The sequence below is a fragment of the Rheinheimera sp. genome, from assembly GCF_037442525.1.
Lineage (GTDB): Bacteria > Pseudomonadota > Gammaproteobacteria > Enterobacterales > Alteromonadaceae > Pararheinheimera.
Genome location: NZ_JBBIQD010000006.1, coordinates 52,089 through 70,046, shown reverse-complemented (window position 1 = coordinate 70,046; position 17,958 = coordinate 52,089). Strand labels below are relative to the sequence as shown.

General features: G+C 52.0%; 14 protein-coding genes. 10 read left to right on the top strand and 4 right to left on the bottom strand.

Annotated features, from left to right (window positions below; all coding sequences use genetic code 11):
• Positions 1–35: 35 nt before the first annotated feature.
• Complete coding sequence (locus WKJ03_RS10745) at positions 36–1,001, top strand: putative sulfate exporter family transporter (RefSeq protein WP_337842204.1); 966 nt, start codon at positions 36–38, stop codon at positions 999–1,001.
• Here the strand turns inward: WKJ03_RS10745 and WKJ03_RS10740 are convergent.
• From WKJ03_RS10740 to WKJ03_RS10725, 4 genes are all read right to left on the bottom strand, one after another.
• Complete coding sequence (locus WKJ03_RS10740) at positions 937–2,238, bottom strand: amidohydrolase (protein ID WP_337842203.1); 1,302 nt, start codon at positions 2,236–2,238, stop codon at positions 937–939. The two genes, WKJ03_RS10745 and WKJ03_RS10740, sit on opposite strands and share 65 nt — an antisense overlap.
• 84 nt (positions 2,239–2,322) lie before the next feature.
• Positions 2,323–3,888: an exopolyphosphatase gene (locus tag WKJ03_RS10735; protein WP_337842202.1), complete on the bottom strand. Its 1,566-nt coding sequence runs from the start codon at positions 3,886–3,888 to the stop codon at positions 2,323–2,325.
• Positions 3,885–5,960 (bottom strand): polyphosphate kinase 1, encoded by a 2,076-nt coding sequence (gene ppk1, locus WKJ03_RS10730; RefSeq protein WP_337842201.1) that lies wholly within the window; start codon positions 5,958–5,960, stop codon positions 3,885–3,887. Before ppk1 ends, WKJ03_RS10735 begins: the two co-directional genes overlap by 4 nt.
• Positions 5,961–6,080: 120 nt before the next feature.
• A complete protein-coding gene (locus WKJ03_RS10725; RefSeq protein ID WP_337842200.1) occupies positions 6,081–6,581 on the bottom strand; it encodes an ACT domain-containing protein in 501 nt (166 codons plus the stop codon).
• 271 nt (positions 6,582–6,852) lie between these two features.
• On the opposite strand from WKJ03_RS10725, the gene WKJ03_RS10720 reads away from it, so the two are divergent.
• The 9 genes from WKJ03_RS10720 to queA all read left to right on the top strand — a co-directional run bounded on the left by WKJ03_RS10720 (position 6,853) and on the right by queA (position 17,931).
• Positions 6,853–7,800 (top strand): phosphate ABC transporter substrate-binding protein PstS family protein, encoded by a 948-nt coding sequence (locus WKJ03_RS10720; RefSeq protein WP_337842335.1) that lies wholly within the window; start codon positions 6,853–6,855, stop codon positions 7,798–7,800.
• Positions 7,801–7,993: 193 nt separating this feature from the next.
• Positions 7,994–10,285: an ABC transporter permease subunit gene (locus WKJ03_RS10715; protein WP_337842199.1), complete on the top strand. Its 2,292-nt coding sequence runs from the start codon at positions 7,994–7,996 to the stop codon at positions 10,283–10,285.
• A gap of 12 nt (positions 10,286–10,297) precedes the next feature.
• Positions 10,298–11,959, top strand: a complete 1,662-nt coding sequence (gene pstA / locus WKJ03_RS10710) for a phosphate ABC transporter permease PstA (protein ID WP_337842198.1) — start codon at positions 10,298–10,300, stop codon at positions 11,957–11,959.
• A 45-nt stretch (positions 11,960–12,004) separates the two neighbouring features.
• The gene (gene pstB / locus WKJ03_RS10705) at positions 12,005–12,826 is read left to right on the top strand and encodes a phosphate ABC transporter ATP-binding protein PstB (protein WP_337842197.1); all 822 of its coding nucleotides are present in this window, start codon (positions 12,005–12,007) and stop codon (positions 12,824–12,826) included.
• Between the two features lie 27 nt (positions 12,827–12,853).
• The gene (phoU, locus tag WKJ03_RS10700) at positions 12,854–13,564 is read left to right on the top strand and encodes a phosphate signaling complex protein PhoU (RefSeq protein ID WP_337842196.1); all 711 of its coding nucleotides are present in this window, start codon (positions 12,854–12,856) and stop codon (positions 13,562–13,564) included.
• A 207-nt stretch (positions 13,565–13,771) separates the two neighbouring features.
• On the top strand, positions 13,772–14,446 hold the full coding sequence (locus tag WKJ03_RS10695) for a TIGR00153 family protein (RefSeq protein ID WP_337842195.1): 675 nt from the start codon (positions 13,772–13,774) through the stop codon (positions 14,444–14,446).
• Positions 14,447–14,465: 19 nt separating this feature from the next.
• Positions 14,466–15,734 (top strand): inorganic phosphate transporter, encoded by a 1,269-nt coding sequence (locus tag WKJ03_RS10690; RefSeq protein ID WP_337842194.1) that lies wholly within the window; start codon positions 14,466–14,468, stop codon positions 15,732–15,734.
• Positions 15,735–15,885: 151 nt separating this feature from the next.
• The gene (locus WKJ03_RS10685; RefSeq protein WP_337842193.1) at positions 15,886–16,797 is read left to right on the top strand and encodes a LysR substrate-binding domain-containing protein; all 912 of its coding nucleotides are present in this window, start codon (positions 15,886–15,888) and stop codon (positions 16,795–16,797) included.
• Between the two features lie 99 nt (positions 16,798–16,896).
• Positions 16,897–17,931, top strand: coding sequence for a tRNA preQ1(34) S-adenosylmethionine ribosyltransferase-isomerase QueA (gene queA, locus WKJ03_RS10680; protein ID WP_337842192.1), 1,035 nt, complete (start codon positions 16,897–16,899; stop codon positions 17,929–17,931).
• Positions 17,932–17,958: the final 27 nt, after the last annotated feature.

Sequence of the window (17,958 nt, the reverse complement as noted above, 5' to 3'; positions counted from 1 at the left end):
TACAATCACCTTGTTGAATTGACGGAGTCACAACAATGCGTTTTGTGCTGGGTACTGTGCTTTGGCTTGGCTGGCTTGCCTTCTGGCTCGCACCAACACTAGGGCTCAGTCCTGTGTTACTGGCTTTGGTCAGTGGTATGGTCTGGAGTTTGTGGCAACAGAGGCAGGCGCCGGGCAACAGCTGTCCTGGCTGGCTGAGCCGTTATCAGCCCTGGGCGCTGCGGGCCGGGCTGGTGCTGTTTGGCCTGCAGCTGCCCACTGGAGTGCTGGATTTATCACTGCTGCAGCGCTTGTGGCCTTTAGTCTTTGGTGTGCCGCTGGTGCTGGTGACAGGGCTGTGGCTGGGACGAAAGCTGGGGCTCAGTGCCAATACCAGCTGGCTGGTCAGCGCCGGTTTGGCTTTTTGTGGTACTTCGGCGCTTTTTGCGACCCAGACGGTTCGCAAAGCATCGCCCGCTGAGCTGAGCCAGAGTCTGGCCGCAGTGCTGTTGATGGGATTAGTGTCCTTGCTGTGCTATGGCCTGCTGCCGCTGACGTCCGAAGCAACGGCTTTGCTGATCGGGGCTACGGCGCCAGAAGTTTCGCAAGTGGTGGCAGCCAGTAGTCTGTTACCTGCCAGTGTTGCGGTGCTTGCGATACTGCTTAAACTCAGCCGGGTGTTGTTATTGGTGCCTTTCCTATTGTGGTTGCCTCTGTTACAGGCCAAAGGGCAAGGCAGAGCCTCAGGACCCTGGTTTGTGCTTGCAGTGCTGCTGGCTGCCTGGGCGTCTCAGGCCGGTTGGGTGCCTGCGACTATGGTGCCACTGAGCAGGGGGGCTGCGGAATTTCTGTTGGTTTCGGCAATCTGGCTGGCTGGTGTGCACACCGACTGGCGGGCCATGCGCCAGGGCAGTGGCAAGGTACTGCTGCTGGCGCTGCTGTTACTGCTATTGCTGTTCAGTTGGTTCTTTCTCTGGCTGGCTGTTGCAGGTAGTCCAGCGCCAGCGCCGTCAGGGCTCTGACACCGTTTTGCAAGGCGGCTTCATTCACCGCGAAATAAGGGGAGTGATTGGGCGCCACCTGATCGAGAGCTGTATGTTCCGGCGCTATACCTAAAAAGAAGTAGACCCCGGGCACCTGCTGCTGAAAAAACGAAAAATCTTCCGAAGCCGTAATGGGTTTGGTGGTGGTGACACCGGCATCCCGTGCCGCCCAGCGCAGGCTCGGCATGGCCCATTCCGTCAGCGCCGGGTCATTCCAGGTGACGGCGGCAAACCCATGCTGATGAAACTCGGCGCTGGCGCCGCTGGCCGCTGCAATATGCTGCGCTGTATGCTGCATTTTTTGCAGCAGCTGCTCGCGCATTTGTGGGTCAAAGGTACGCACTGTGCCTTCCAGTTTGACTTCATCCGGAATAATGTTCCAGCGCACTCCGCCATGCACCTGACCCACAGACAACACGGCCGGTGCCTGGGTCACATCCAGCTGACGGGCCGGGATCTGGTGCAGCGCCGTAATCAGCTGGCCTGTAACGGCGACAGGGTCTATGCCACGCCAGGGGCTGGAGCCATGCACCTGTTTGCCTTTGACTGTGATACTGAAGCTGTCGGCGGCCGCCATAATGCCTTCGCTTTTCACCTGCAGCTGACCTGCAGGGCCTGGCCAGACATGCAAACCAAAAATGGCGTCTGGTTGATGCTCAGCAAAGACCCCTTCTTTGAGCATCAGTTTGGCTCCCCCTTCTTCGCCGGCGGGCGGGCCTTCTTCGGCGGGCTGAAACACAAATAAAATGGTGCCCGAGAGTTCATCCTGCAGTGGTGCCAGCACGGATGCGACTGCCATCAGGATGGCGGTGTGGGCATCGTGACCGCAGGCGTGCATCACACCAACCTCCTGACCATTAAACTGACTGCGCACTTTGGAGGCAAAAGGCAGGTTGACCATTTCGGTGACGGGCAAGGCGTCCATATCAGCACGCAGAGCCACCACAGGGCCCGGCTTTTTACCCTTCAAAACGCCCAGTACACCGTGATGGGCGATGCCAGTGCGCACTTCCAGCCCCAGAGATTTCAAATGAGTGGCCACGGTTTTCGCGGTATTGACTTCCCGGTTGGACAGTTCGGGGTATTGATGAAAATGCCGCCGCCATTCAATCAGCTGTGGCTGAATGGCGGCTATCGCGGTTTCAGTTTGAGGTTTTAAATCAGCCGCCACAGCGGGCAGGGCCAGCATAGTCAAAGCGAAAACAGCACAACGCATCACAGACTCCTTGGGATCTTTTTCTTTACCTTAGAGTCTGTCCTTTGAAATGCAAAGCTTTTTCTGGCTCAGCCAAGGGGCGTGTCAGTCATCCAGATCGGTCAGATCAAAAGCGCCGGCCAAGGCAGCGCATTCAGTCAGCACTGGGCAATCCAGATGAAAAGTGATTTTTTTCAGCAATTGCTGTTCCTGTTGTAAATCTGCCAGCAGTAAAGGTTGTTGCAATAACCAGTCTTTTGGCAGCTCCAGCGTGAGCTGATGAGAGCGGGCACTGACCTGTAAAGGCGGTAGGAAGTCGTCCTGACGTTTTTGGTTTAACAGCACGGCCAGGCGCAATAACACCAGCAGGTTTAACACGGCTGGCATCTGGTACAAGTGAAAAGCCGGCAGTTCATCGGCTTTAATTTTGCGGCGGTGAAAACGTACCAGGGCGGACAACAACAACTGTTGCTCCTGATTAAAACCCGGCAGGTTGGCGTGGCGCAAAATATAAGCACTGTGGCGCTGCACACTGGACGAATTGATATGTAAACCAATTTCATAGACTGTGGCAGCCCAGCCCAGCAAGTCGGCATGATCATCGTCCAGTTGCCAGCCGAGCCGGACCTGGGAGAATAACTCCATCGCGGTTTGCCGTACCCGGCCGGCCTGCGCAATATCAATGCTGTAGCGCTTAATCAAGCTGTGAATGGTGTGCTCACGGATATCATGGTGATGCAGCCGGTCGCTCATTTCATAGAGCACACCTTCACGCAAGGCGGCGTCGACGTAATACATCTGCTCTATGCCCAGTAACTGGAAAGCGGCGATCAGTATCGCGAGGCCCGAGCAAATCAGCGGTTTACGATCATCTGCCAGACCGGGCAAGTCCAGCTGGTAACTGTTTTGCTGGGTGATCAGCAATTCCTGCAGCCGCAGCAAATCTGGCAAGGTAATGCAGACCGGGTGCCAGCCAAGGCCAACAATCATATCCCGGATGGTTTTGATGGTGCCTGAAGTGCCGACAGCCTGCTGCCAGCCTGTCTCTTTGTATGCCGAAACCACAGGTTCCAGTTCCTGTTCGGCCTGGATAATGGCGCGTTCAAAGCGTTTGCCGCTGATTTTGCCATTGGCAAAAAACTGGTTGGCGTAACTGACGCAGCCCATATTGCGGCTGGCAAGGCGCAGCGGGTGAAAGCCTTCACCTATGGCAAATTCGGTGGAACCGCCGCCAATGTCCATGACCAGACGGCGGCCATCATAGTGTTCAAAGTGAGCCACCCCCTGATAGATAAAGCGGGCCTCTTCCTGACCGGAAATCACTTCAATAGGGTAAGGGAAAACCGCCTGAGCCCGGTGCAAAAACATAGCGCTGTTTTTGGCGCGGCGCAGGGTGTAAGTGGCAATCACCCGCACCGACTGGGCCGGTACGGGCTTTAAGGTGTCCGCAAACTGAGCCAGAACGGTCAGGCCCCTGTTGATGGCGTCTTCCGATAAAATCAGCTCCTCATTCAGGCCTTCGGCCAGCTGCACTTTTTGTTTTTCCCGGTGCAGCAGCTGCAAAGCCCCATCGACCACCCGGGCTATCACCATATGAAAGCTGTTGGAGCCGAGATCCACGGCCGCCATGTAGCCTGAATCCTGCGGGTTTGCAGTCCAACGTTCAGTCATTGGTGCAGGTCCTGATGCAGGCTGGCAAAGTAGTCATAAATCTCCTGTTGGCTGCGGATCGAACGTTTATTACCACGTTTGACATAATGATTGCTTTGATCGCGGTCTATCATCCGTGCTTTTACATTGTCGTGCCACTGAATGTCCAGCGTGGTCAGGATCTGTTGTTTAATAGTGGCATCATAAATAGGCACGCCCACTTCGACCCGCTGGTCCAGATTACGGGTCATCCAGTCGGCGGAAGACAGATACAAATCGGTTTCACCGCCGTTATGGAACACATAAACCCGGGCATGCTCCAGATACCTGTCCAGAATACTGATCACCTGAATATGCTCACTGCGGCCTTTAACACCCGGGATCAGTGAACACATGCCACGGACAATAATGCGGATCTTCACCCCGGCCATACTGGCTTTATACAGCAAGTCCACAATCTGGTAGTCGACCAGATTGTTCACCTTTAACAGAATTTCAGCTTTTCGGCCAGAGGTGGCATAGCGGATTTCCCGTTCAATCAACTCGACCAGTTTGGGGCGACTCCAGGTCGGCGATACAATCAGGTGATTGAATTGATAAGGCTTGTAGCTGTACTGAATAAATTCAAACACTTGGTCCACTTCATCACAAATGTCGCTGTGGCAGGTGAACAGGCTCATGTCTGTGTAGATCCGGGCGGTTTTTTCGTTAAAGTTCCCTGTGCCTATATGGGCATACTTCACCAGTTTGCCTTTTTCCTGCCGGCTCACCAGGCAAAGCTTGGAGTGGGTTTTTAAGGTCTGTAAGCCAAAAACAACCTGAATGCCGGCCTCGGTCATGCGGCGCGACCAGTGAATATTGTTTTCTTCATCAAAGCGGGCTTTCAGCTCAACCACCACTGTCACTTGTTTACCGTTGCGCACCGCATCAATCAGCGAATGGATCACGCGGGAATGCTTGGCTACCCTGTACATGGTCATTTTGATACTGCTGACTTTGGGGTCAAAAGACGCCTGCCGGATCCATTCGGTAAAGTAGCTGAAGTTGTGGTAAGGGTAATGCAGCAGAATATCGCCAGAGCGAATGGCATCAAAACTGGTGGTGTGCGCTTCAAACTGTGGGCTTTTCAGCGCCGGCATCGGCGGAAATTCCAGCGAGGCATGGCCTATATTGGGAAAACCAATAAAGTCTTTAAAATTTCGGTATTTACCGCCAGGGATTAATGCATCGTTCGAGCTGTAGCCCAGCAGTTTTTTCAGCATTTTCAGCATATGGTCCGGCATATGAGCGTCATACACCAGCCGCACCGGTTCCGACTTTAAGCGTTGTTTAATGCCTTTGGACATTTTGTCTATTAAGGATTGGTCCAGTGTGTCACTGATGTTGTATTCGGCGTCACGGGTCAGCTTCAGCGAAAAAGCCTGCACTTCACAAAACTCAAAAAAGCCGGCAAACAGGTCGGTCAGGCAGTGCACTATGATGTCGTCCAGCAAAATGATCTGACGGCGAAAACGGCCACGTTTTTTGCTTTTATTCAAATGCACCGGCAATTCAATAAAACGGGACAAGGCGTCAGTGGGTACCTGCACTATGGCGTATTCAGGTTTGCCAGCGCCTGTCATTTCCACCATCAGGTACGTCGCGTTATCTTCCAGCTGTTTGCCAAGATCCACCTCGTCGGACGACAGAATAATAGGTGAGATATGGCGTTGCACTTCCTGCCGGTAAAAGGTGCGGACCCAGCTGGCCTGGCTTTCGGTCAGCTTGTAGTTATCAATCAGTTCGATATTGTGTTTTTTCAGTTCCTGCTGCAAATCGTCATAAATTTTATTAAAACGTTCGCCCAGCTTCAGCACAATTTTCTGAATGTCGTGTAATAACTGTTCGGCATCTTCCTGTTCATCCGACTGGTATTTTTTCAGCAAAATGCGGCGTTTGACGTCGGCCACCCGTACCCGGAAGAATTCATCCATATTGTTGGAATAAATACCAAGGAAACGTAAACGTTCAATCAGCGGGTTACGTTCATCTTCGGCTTCCTGTAACACCCGGCCATTAAAAGACAACCAACTGAGTTCGCGGGGAAAATGCATGACATGACTCATATTTGTTTTAAGCTCTGACACAACCATAGGGCACTCCGGATCCTGGGAATGCCGTTACTCTATGGCAGATTTATGACAGTCGGATGAAGCTGTACAACTTCTTCTGGATCAGGCTTCTATATCCACCATCACATCAGAAGCAATAGATTCCAGGGCGGTCACTACATCGTCTTTATTTAACCCCGGTGGCAGTTCCACAGTGGCGATGGCGTGAAACAGCGGCACCCCCCAGTTGGGTGCACTTTGTTTATTGCTTTCAAAGTGCACTATATTGGCGCCTTTGTGTTTAATCACCGCAGAGAGTTCCTTGACGATGCCGGGCCTGTCATTGCCGGTGATGACAAACTGCAGTTGCTGTTCAGAGCGCAGAGCAGAATCCAGTCCCTGCTGGATACGGATATCCAAATCCGTCATCCGCTCCAGCTCAGTGGTCAATGCGCCCAAATGGGCTTCGGCCACTTCGACTTGCAGAATACCGGCGAAATACCCGCCTAAATGACTCAGGTTGCTGGCCATCCAGTTGCCATGATGACTGGCAATCACTGTCGCCAGTTGTTCGACCAGTCCGGCTTTATCCCGGCCAATTAAGGTTAAGATTAACTGCTTCATAGAGAACCCTTCATCAAAAAATTAAAAAAATGCAACGAAAACAACAACAACCCCATTGTAGACTCAGCTATTGTTTTTAACAGCCGACTTGTCGCATTTTTGTACCTTTCGGTTAAAAATTGGACAAAACTCTTAGGCTAAACTTTATTTCGTCATATTAGTGTCATATTTCTTACTTACCATGCTTGCAACAACAACCCGAACCACAGACAGCCTTGGCTGTTGTGAGGAGAGCAACGTGAAAGTCGCAAAATTATTAACTACTGTCAGCCTGATCGCTGCCGCTTTTGGCCTGACCGCTCAGGCTTCTATTATCGAAGCTGATCCTAAATTGCCTGCGTATGTCAAAGCGACTGGTGTGTCCGGCAATATTTCCAGTATCGGCTCAGATACGCTGAACAATCTGATGACCAAATGGGCAGAAGAGTTCCGCAAGCAATATCCAAACGTCAATATTCAAATTCAGGGCGCAGGTTCGTCTACAGCCCCAACAGCCCTGACGGAAGGCACCTCAAACTTCGGCCCGATGAGCCGTCCGATGAAACCTTCTGAAGTTCAGGAATTTGAAGCCAAGTATGGTTATAAGCCAGCTGCGATTCCTGTCGCTATTGACCTGTTGGCTGTTTATGTCAATAAAGACAACCCAATCAAAGGCTTAAGCCTGCAGCAGGTGGACGCGATTTTCTCTGCAACCCGTAAATGTGGTTACAAGGAAGATGTGACCCGTTGGGGGCAGCTGGGCCTGGAAGGTGCCTGGGCCAACCGTGACTTTACCGTCTACAGCCGTAACGCCGTATCCGGCACTTATGGTTACTTCAAAGACGTTGCGCTGTGTGGCGGCGACTTTAAATCGACCATCAATGAACAGCCAGGTTCTGCTTCTGTGGTACAGGGCATCAGCGAGTCGATCAACGGTATCGGTTACTCAGGCATAGGTTATGTGACGTCCAGCGTGCGCGCTCTGCCGCTGTCGAAAAAAGACGGTGAGCCCTTTGTTGCGCCTAATGCAGAACATGCACTGGATGGCAAATACCCCTTGTCACGTTTCCTTTATGTGTACGTGAACAAACACCCGAACAAAGAAATGCAGCCATTAGAACGTGAATTCGTCCGTTTTATCCTGTCTAAAAATGGCCAGGACGTAGTTGCTCACGACGGTTATGTACCAGTGCCAAACTCAGTGGCTGCCAAAGCCCTGGCTGACCTCGGTATCAAATAAACTGCAGTATTGCTGAAACAAGGGCGCCATAGGGCGCCTTTTGTTATTGGGATCATGGGCTTAGCCTGAAGCTTCAGTCAAATATTTCAATTAGATTTCAGTTGTGTGACAAAAATTGCCCGATGTAATATTTCTGACACAAAACTGAACTATAGTTGCGACCATTAAACTAGTCACTGGTGGTATCGCAACTATGCATTCAACCCAAGCTAACCAGGAGCAAGCAGAAGTGACTTCTGTGCAGTCCCTGTTACCGACCGGGGAGAGCCGGGCCCGTTTACGGCGCTGGCGCTCTGCCAAAGATAAAATTTCCAAATACGGCATCAGTTTTGCCGGCATCAGTGTGGTGCTGGCTTTTGCCACTATTTTTGTGTATCTGTTTTCTGAAGTGGGCCCTATGTTTTCTTCGGCCTCTGTGGAACAGAACAAAACTTACCAAAGCCCGGTGCAAAAGCCGTTGTTCAGTAGCCTTGAACGCTATGGCGAAATCGGTCTCTCTGTGACTGACCAGGCTGAACTGGTGTTTTACAGTGCGCAAACCGGTGAAGTGAAACAAAAAGTTCAATTGCCATTGCCTGTGGGGGTGACAGTGACCTCTTTTGCTAAGGCCGACCCAAGAACAGGGACCTTGGTATTGGGGTTGTCTGACGGTAAAGCTTTTGTCGTCAAACATGAATACCTGTTGAGTTATCCCAAGGATCAGCGCCAGATCAACCCGAAAGTCAGTTACCCGCTGGGACTGGAGCCGGTGCAGCTGGACGCGATGGGTCAGGCATTAACTGCGGTGGCCATTCAGGAAAAAGACGAGAACAGGGTACTCGCTGCTTTTACTGCAGATGGCCGTTTACTGCTGACCACGCTGGTGGCGGAAACTGCTTTTCTGACGGGCGAAACCACAGTGGTCAGCACCGACTATCAATTACCTGATGCTCCGGCGTCTGCCAGCAGGCTGCTGATTGACAGCACTTTCCAGAGTCTGTTTGTGGCCGATGATCAGGGCCAGATCCACTACTACAGCATTCAGGACCCAAGCCATGCCCGTTTGGTGCAGAAGGTGGCCGCTGTGGCTTCGGGCCAGCAAATTACCGCACTGGAGTTTCTGGTCGGTACTGTCTCCCTGATTGTCGGCTCGTCCGATGGCCAATTGAGTCAGTGGTTCCTGGTGCGGGATGAGCACAATAACTTTGATTTAAAGCACATTCGCAGTTTTGAACAGCACCCGGCTGCTATTAGCCAGATAGAACCTGAATATTCCCGCAAAGGCTTTTTGGCCATAGACGCCAAAGGCACTTTGGGGATCCACTACGGCACCTCAGCCCGCACCTTATTTTTAGAGGCGCTGGACGATGGCATTGAGGCAAGCCAGATTGCCGTATCCCCTATCAACACCAGTCTGCTGGTGCTGACGCCACAAGGCCAGACCCTGAACTATGAACTGGACAATGCTCACCCGGACGTGTCCTACAAAGCGCTGTGGAATGAAGTCTGGTACGAAGGCCGTGCTCAGGGCGAATACATCTGGCAGGCTTCGGCAGGGTCAGATGAATTTGAAGCCAAAATGAGCATGGTGCCACTGGCACTGGGTACTTTAAAAGCGGCCTTTTTTGCCATGTTGTTTGCCACCCCGCTGGCCATTATGAGTGCCATTTATGTGGCGTACTTTATGACGCCGGCACTGCGCGGTAAGGTCAAGCCCACCATCGAAATTATGGCCGCACTGCCAACGGTCATTCTGGGCTTTCTGGCCGGTTTATGGCTGGCGCCTTTTGTTGAAGAGTATTTAAGTGCAGTCTTCGCCATTTTATTGCTGATGCCTTTTGTGATGCTGCTGGTGGCGTACCTGTGGCGTTATATGCCGGAGTCCGTGCGCAATAAACTGGGGCTGGGCTGGGAAGCGGCTATTCTGGTGCCGGTGATTATGTTGTTTGGTTACCTGGCGGTCAGTTTAAGCCCGGTGATTGACCATAGCTTCTTTGGTGGCAGCCTGCGTCAGTGGTTTACCGACAACGGCATGAATTATGACCAGCGTAACGCCCTGATTGTGGGGATAGCCATGGGGTTTGCGGTGATCCCGAATATCTTCTCTATTGCGGAAGATGCCATTTTCAACGTGCCGCGGCATTTAACCCAAGGCTCGCTGGCGCTGGGAGCCACGCCGTGGCAAACCATGGTGGGTGTGGTGTTGCCAACGGCCAGCCCAGGTGTGTTTGCTGCTGTGATGGTGGGATTTGGCCGCGCTGTCGGTGAAACCATGATAGTGCTGATGGCAACAGGCAACAGCCCTGTGGTGAATTTCAACATCTTCGAAGGCATGCGTACCTTGTCGGCCAATATTGCGGTGGAGCTGCCGGAAACTGCAGTGGGCAGTACCCACTTCCGCGTGTTGTTCCTGGCTGCGCTGGTGCTGTTTGTGTTTACCTTTGTATTTAATACGCTGGCGGAAGTGATACGCCAACGTTTACGCCAACGTTTTAGCAATCTGTAAGGGGCTGTAGTCATGAGAGCTTGGTTTAGATCAGGAACCCCCTGGATCTGGTTAAATGGCGGCGCTATTGCGCTTTGTCTGGTGATGGTTATTGGTATTCTGGGCCTGATAGCCGTGCGCGGTGGCAGCCACTTCTGGCCTGCGGATTTGCAGCAAACCCAATGGACGCCAGAGCAGGGTGAACCTAAAACCATTCTGGGTGAAATGGTGCGCTCTGAGCTGGTGTCGGCCACTATGGTGCGTGAAGCGGGCGCTACAGTGCCGGAAGGTCGTGACAGCGTAACCCGTTACTTAGTGAAAGTAGGCAACCGGGACCTCTATGGCCGTGATTTCGCCTGGTATATGGATTACGAAATCAGCGGCTGGACCACTCCGCTGGGAGCCATTGCACTGGAGCGGCGTGAACGCGGTAACTTTTATGGCTTCCCGCTGCGACTGACCGAAAATGGCCAGCTGATTGCCGAAGGTGCCGCTTTATGGCCTGAACTGCAACAACGCATTGAACGGGCCAATCAGATTTTTGCTGAAATGAAGTCGATTGAGAAAAATGAGATTTCTCAAATCAACAATGGGATTGAAAAACTGCGTCTGAACGAGCGCAAGCTGGTGCTGAATAAAGCCAGCGACACTGAGCTGGCGGCCTTTCGCGCCGAAGCGGATGCAGAGCGTCAGGCCTTAAATGCCGACTATGAGGTGATCCAGAAACGCCTGGACGAGCTGCGAGCGCAGTCGAACCGCGATCAGCTGATTGCCCGCACCGGTGATGGCCGGGAAGTCACTATTTCACTGGCCAATATTGTGCGTGCCCATTTGCCGAACGATATGACGGTGATGGAAAAGCTGGGTCAGTATTTTGTGTCTGTCGGCAACTTCCTGTGGGATGAACCACGCGAAGCCAATACCGAAGGCGGTATTTTCCCGGCTATTTTCGGCACCGTCACTATGGTGATCCTGATGTCCATTATCGTGACCCCTTTTGGCGTACTGGCGGCCATTTACCTGCGTGAATACGCCAAACAGGGCCCGCTGCTGAAGATTATCCGTATTTCGGTGTACAACCTGGCCGGTGTACCTTCTATTGTGTACGGCGTCTTTGGTCTGGGTTTCTTTGTCTACATTATGGGCGGCAGCATTGACCAGCTGTTTTACCCGGAAGCCCTGCCAGCCCCGACTTTTGGTACGCCGGGTTTGTTCTGGGCTTCATTAACCCTGGCGCTGTTAACCTTGCCAGTGGTGATTGTGTCCACCGAAGAAGGGTTGTCGCGTATTCCAAGTACGATTCGTATGGGCAGCCTGGCATTGGGAGCCACTAAATCAGAGACTTTGTGGAAGGTGGTGGTGCCGCTGGCGACACCGGCCATGATGACAGGTCTGATCCTGGCGGTCGCCCGTGCTGCAGGCGAAGTGGCACCGCTGATGCTGGTGGGGGTGGTGAAACTGGCGCCGACCTTACCTATTGACGGTAACTTCCCCTTTATCCATTTGGAACAGAAAATTATGCATCTGGGCTTCCATGTTTTTGATGTGGGATTCCAGAGCCCCAACGTGGAAGCATCCCGGCCGCTGCTGTATGCCACAGCGCTGGTACTGGTGGTCCTGATTGTGATCCTGAATATGTCGGCGATTTATCTGCGTAACCGCCTGCGTGAGAAATACCGCAGTGATTCGGACTAACCGCCACTGATACGCCAAACACGAGCTGAATTAACGAATTATTAGATGGTAACCAACATGACTCAAGACAATCTGACTGTCCCTGTAGAAAAAGAAATCAGTCTGACCGACGAAAAAATCAAGCTGCAGGTCAATGACCTGAAACTGTATTATGGGGATTCGCTGGCGCTGAAAAGCATCAATATGCAAATCCCGGAGAAGCGTGTGACAGCCTTTATCGGCCCTTCAGGCTGCGGTAAGTCGACCTTGCTGCGTTGCTTTAACCGGATGAACGATTTAGTCGATATCTGCCGTATTGAAGGTCAGATCCTGATGGATTCGCAAAATATTTACGATCCGAAAGTGGATGTAGCCGAGCTGCGTCGTCAGGTGGGTATGGTGTTTCAGAAGCCAAACCCCTTTCCGAAAAGTATCTATGAAAACGTGGCGTACGGCCTGCGCCTGCAAGGCGTGAAGGACAAACGTATTCTGGATGAAGTGGTGGAGAATTCACTGAAAGGTGCGGCATTGTGGAATGAAGTGAAAGACCGTCTGCACGACAACGCTTTTGGTCTGTCCGGTGGTCAGCAACAACGTCTGGTGATTGCGCGCGCCATTGCGATAGAACCTGAGGTTCTGCTGCTGGATGAACCGGCCTCGGCGCTCGACCCAATCTCCACGCTGAAAATTGAAGAGCTGATTTATGAACTGAAAGACAAGTACACCATTGTAATTGTCACGCACAATATGCAGCAGGCGGCGCGGGTATCGGACTATACTGCCTTTATGTATATGGGTGATTTAATTGAATTTGATGCGACCAACCGGATGTTTACCAACCCGTCGCAGCAACAGACCGAAGACTATATCACCGGCCGTTTCGGTTAATCAGGGCCTGACATCCAGGAGTAGCATATGGATAAAATGAATCTGACTAAACACATCTCCAGTCAGTTTAATGAGGAGATAGAGCAGGTCCGCAATCACGTAATGGCGATGGGCGGTTTAATCGAACAGCAACTGGCTGATGCGCTGAATGCGATAGCAGGTGGCGATGCTGATTTAGCCCGTCAGGTGATTACCAATGATCTGAAGGTGAATGACTGGGAACTGAAGATTGATCACGAATGCACCCGTATTATCGCCAAACGTCAGCCGGCCGCCAGCGACTTGCGGCTGATTATGGCCATCATCAAAACCATTTCCGACCTGGAACGTATTGGTGATGAAGCCGAGCGTATTGCCAAAGTGGCGCTGGAATCCTTTAACAGTGCTCAACAGGATTTACTGGTGAATCTGGACAATATGGGCCGTCATGTTGCGCAAATGCTGCACGACGTATTAGATGCCTTTGCCCGGATGGACGTGGAAGCCGCTTTAGCCGTGCACCGTGAAGACAAAAAAGTCGACCGTGAGTACGAAGCCATCACCCGTCAGTTGATGACGTACATGATGGAAGACCCACGTTCTATTCCTAAAATTATGAATGTATTGTGGTCCGCCCGTTCGATGGAACGTATAGGTGATCGCTGCAAAAACATTGCCGAGTACATAGTGTTTCTGGTCAAAGGCAAAGATGTCCGGCATGCCGATGACGAAAAACTGGAACAGGATGCCCGCAGCTAACATTTTTCCGTTAAAAAAGCGCCTTGATTTCAAGGCGTTTTTTTTTGGTTTCACGTTAATTTGTCACATAGAACCATTATAAAAGACGCAAAAGCATTGACTTAGGCTAAATTGATCCGGGCATGCTTTTTGGCGTTTTTATTGCGGTTTGATTGCAGTACAATGCGCGCCGACATAAGTCCACCTAACAACATGAGGCACTTTTTTATGCCAAATCATTTTTTGGCGGTTTTTGCGAAGTCTCCGATTAAACCTATTGAAGAGCACATTCGTAAAGTCCACGACGCCAGCAAATTATTGGTTCCGTTTTTTGATGCAGCTTTTGCCAAAGACTGGGACCAAGCGGCTGAAGTTCGTAAATCTATTGTTGCTATGGAAAAAGACGCCGACAAATTAAAACGGGATATCCGCGTTCACTTGCCACGCGGCCTGTTTTTACCTGTCGACAGAACGGATATTCTGGAACTGGTGTCCCAGCAGGACAAAATTGCCAACAAAGCCAAAGATATCACCGGCCGGGTGCTGGGTCGCGAGCTGGAAATTCCAGCCCCTATTCAAACCGAATTTAAGACCTACCTGGAGCGCTGCCTGGATGCAGTGGCGCTGGCCAGCGAAGCCATTAACGAGCTGGATGAACTGTTGGAAACCGGTTTCCGTGGCCGTGAAGTGGATTTAGTGATCAAAATGGTCGAACGCATCGACGAAATTGAACACGACACGGACCAGATGCAAATCAGTCTGCGCAAATTTGTGCGCAAAGCCGAAGCTCAACTGAACCCTATTGACGTGATGTTCCTGTACCGAACCCTGGAATGGGTGGGGGATCTGGCAGATACGGCTCTGAAAGTAGGGTCGCGCCTTGAAATCATGTTAGCGCGTTAACTCCGGGGACTTTTTAGCGATGGAAATTTTATCTCAGTACGGTTTTATCCTGATCCTGGTGGCCGCCCTTTTTGGTTTTATTATGGCTTACGGGGTAGGCGCCAACGATGTGGCTAACGCCATGGGCACCTCTGTGGGTTCGAAAGCCCTGACACTGAAGCAGGCGCTGGTGATTGCCGCCATCTTTGAAGCCTCTGGTGCCTGGTTAGCTGGCGGTGAAGTCACCTCCACCATCCGCAGTGGTATCGTCGATGCCGAAGCCTTTAAAGCGGTGCCGGAATTGTTGGTGTACGGCATGATAGGTTCTTTGCTGGCGGCCGGTACCTGGTTGCTGGTGGCGACCCATTTTGGCTGGCCTGTGTCGACGACGCACTCTATTGTCGGTGCCATTATTGGTTTCGCTTCTGTGGGTGTAGGCACTGAGTACGTGCATTGGGAAGAAGTCAGCAGCATAGTGGGCAGTTGGGTGGTGACCCCTGTGTTGTCCGGTATTCTGGCCTACCTGATTTTTATGAGCGCACAGCGGCTGATTTTTGACACCGACCATCCACTGGAAGCGGCGAAAAAATACGTGCCGTTTTATATGGTGTTTGCGGCCTTTATTATGGCGTTTGTCACAGTCAGTAAAGGCCTGAAACATGTCGGTCTGAAGCTGAGTACTGGCGAAGGTCTGGTTCTTTGTGTCGCCATTGCGCTGGTCATTGGTCTGATTGGTAAAATTGCCATCAGCCGGGTAAAAATTGACCCGGAAGCCGATAAAGAAATGCACTTCACCAATGTGGAGCGGATCTTCGGTATTCTGATGATTTTCACCGCCTGCTGTATGGCGTTTGCTCACGGTTCAAACGATGTGGCCAATGCCATTGGTCCTTTGGCGGCTGTGGTCGGTATTATTCAGTCTGGTGGACAAATTCTGGATAAAGTGGCACTGGACTGGTGGATTTTACCTTTAGGTGCAGTAGGTATTGTGATTGGTCTGGCGACTTTAGGGGCCAGAGTGATCCGCACCATAGGTGAGAACATTACACACCTGACGCCAAGCCGTGGTTTTGCTGCGGAAATTGCCGCTGCCAGTACAGTGGTGATTGCCTCTGGTTTAGGTTTGCCAATTTCAACCACTCAGACGCTGGTCGGGGCTGTGTTGGGCGTCGGCCTGGCCCGTGGTATTGCCGCGCTGAACCTGAGTGTGATCCGTAACATCTTTGTGTCCTGGGTAGTGACGCTGCCTGTGGGCGCAGGTCTGGCGATTCTGTTCTTCTACCTGATCCAGGCCATTGTGGGCGCTTAACCGCTACCGCAATTAAAAGCCCGGTTTCGACCGGGTTTTTTATTGGTCGCGCTATGTTATCCCCCGCTTCAGCGACGAAAGACAGAGGGCTGGCTATTTGGTTTGTATTCGATTAAATTGGAGAAAAGCCAGTTTCTGATTGGAATTAAAGATGAAACGAGTTCCCAGTATCAAGCAGCTGCAATACCTGTTGGCGCTGCACGAACATCAACACTTTGGCAAAGCTGCAGAAGCCTGTTACATAGGTCAGTCGACTTTAAGTGCCGCTATTGCCAATCTGGAAGAGACTCTGGATGCGCAGTTGCTGGAGCGGGATCACAAAACCTTTATCTTTACCCCTTTAGGGGAAGATGTGGTGCGTCAGGCACGTTACATCGTTGAACAATGCGAAGAACTGGCCGAGTTCGCCAAATGTCAGGGCAAGCCAATGGCCGGGCCACTCCGTCTGGGCTGTATTCCGACCATCGCACCTTTTGTATTGAGTGAAGTGATGGCCTTGGCCAAGGAACGTTTTCCTGAATTGCAATTGCTGCTGCGGGAAGACACTACGGAAAACTCCTTACGTTCCCTGATTGAAGGCCGGCTGGATTTGGTGTTGCTGGCGTTGCCTTATGACACCGGTACTTTACATACCCAGGTGCTGGCGCAGGACCCTTTTAAGCTGGTGTTGCATCAGGACTGGCTGGACCGTGGTTTTGAGCAGGATATCAGCCAGTGGCCGGATGAAAGCATCTTTTTGCTGGAGCGCGAGCACTGCATGACAGGCCATGCGGTCAAAGCCTGTGAGCTGGAAGACAACCGTAAAGTGAACCCCTTTTTCGCCACCAGTCTGCACACCTTAACCCAAATGGTGAATAACAAACTGGGGGTGACTTTTATGCCGCAGATGGCGATTAACAGTGGCTTGCTGGCTGGCACTGAGCTGGTGGCACAAAACCCTGGGGCCAGCCAGGCGCATCGTGAGATAGGTATTGCCTGGCGTCCTACTTCAAGCAAACTGCGCAGCTACCGGCAAATGGCCCAATTGATTGCCGAAGTACTGCAGCATAAATGCACGGGTTAACCACCAAAAGCCTTGTTGTTCCAGTCTGAGCTTTGTACACTGCGCCGGCCTGTGCATCCGGTGCAGGCCTTAGTTTGTCGGTAAAGCGGACTGAACCTTATGCATATCAAAGAATTCTCTTTTGAGCTGCCCGAGCAGCTGATTGCCCGTTTCCCCAAACCAGAACGTTCCAGCAGTCGTTTGCTGAAAATGGACCGCCATAGCGGTGAATTGCAGCATCTGGTGTTTACCCAACTGCTTGAAGAGGTCCGGCCCGGGGATTTGCTGGTGTTTAATAACACCCGCGTGATCCCGGCCCGTTTATTTGGCCAAAAAGCTTCAGGCGGAAAAGTCGAGATTTTGCTGGAACGCATGCTGGATGAGCGGCGTTTTCTGGCACATTGCCGCGCCAGTAAAGCGCCCAAACCCGGCACTGACATTCTGCTGGATGAACACACCCGACTGACCATGCGTGAGCGGCATGACACCTTGTTTGAGCTGGAGCTGCAGGGGGACGAGCCGTTGCTCAGTATGCTGGAACGCATTGGCCATATGCCGTTACCTCCTTACATCGACAGGCCGGACAGCGAAGAAGACAAAGAGCGTTACCAGACTGTCTATAACGAAAAGCCCGGAGCCGTGGCGGCACCAACCGCTGGTTTGCACTTCGATGAAGCCTTGCTGGCGGCGCTGAAAGCTAAAGGCGTGGAAACGGCCTTTGTTACTTTGCATGTCGGGGCAGGCACTTTCCAGCCAGTACGGGTCGACAATGTGCTTGAGCATAAAATGCATGCTGAATACATTGAGGTGGGGCAACAGGTGGTCGATGCCATTGCCGCCTGCAAAGCACGTGGCAATAAGGTGATTGCTGTGGGGACCACCTCTGTGCGTTCGCTGGAATCGGCGGCGCAAATCGCCAAAGCGCAGGGGGTGCCACTGCAGCCTTACAGTGGCGACACCCAGATCTTTATTTACCCTGGGTACGAGTTTCAGCTGATTGATGGCCTGGTGACCAATTTCCATTTACCGGAGTCCACCCTGATTATGCTGGTCAGCGCTTTCAGTCAGAAAGACTACGTGATGCAGGCCTATCAGGTGGCGATTGAACAGCAGTACCGCTTTTATTCCTATGGCGATGCCATGCTGATTATTTAGCCCTTTGCAAGCAGGGTAGGGATCCGT